This window comes from Enterobacter sp. PL1, from assembly GCF_945957325.1.
GTDB classification, from domain to species: Bacteria; Pseudomonadota; Gammaproteobacteria; order Enterobacterales; family Enterobacteriaceae; genus Enterobacter; species Enterobacter roggenkampii.
The window spans coordinates 1-367 of the sequence record NZ_CAMFKT010000112.1; the positions used below are offsets into that span (position 1 = coordinate 1).

Sequence of the window (367 nt, forward strand, 5' to 3'; positions counted from 1 at the left end):
GGTAATGACTCCAACTTACTGATAGTGTTTTATGTTCAGATAATGCCCGATGACTTTGTCATGCAGCTCCACCGATTTTGAGAACGACAGTGACTTCCTGCCCAGCCTTGCCAGATGCTGCCTCAGATTCAGGTTATGCCGCTCAATGCGCTGCGTATATCGCTTGCTGATAACGTGCAGTTCTCCCTTCAGGCGTGATTCATAAAGCGGCCAGCCATCCGTCATCCATACCACGACCTCAAAGGCCGACAGCAGGCCCAGAAGACGCTCCAGCGTGGCCAGAGTGCGTTCACCGAATACGTGCGCCACAACCGTCCTCCGTATCCTGTCATACGCGTAAAACAGCCAGCGCTGACGTGATTTAGCA

The 367-nt window shown here is 52.9% G+C and carries 1 protein-coding gene; it reads right to left on the minus strand.

Annotation, left to right across the window (positions count from 1 at the left end; translation table 11 throughout):
* Positions 1-15: 15 nt before the first annotated feature.
* Positions 16-367, minus strand: a 352-nt coding sequence (locus N6P30_RS24495) for an IS1 family transposase (protein WP_032292306.1), incomplete at its 5' end; no start/stop codon positions are given.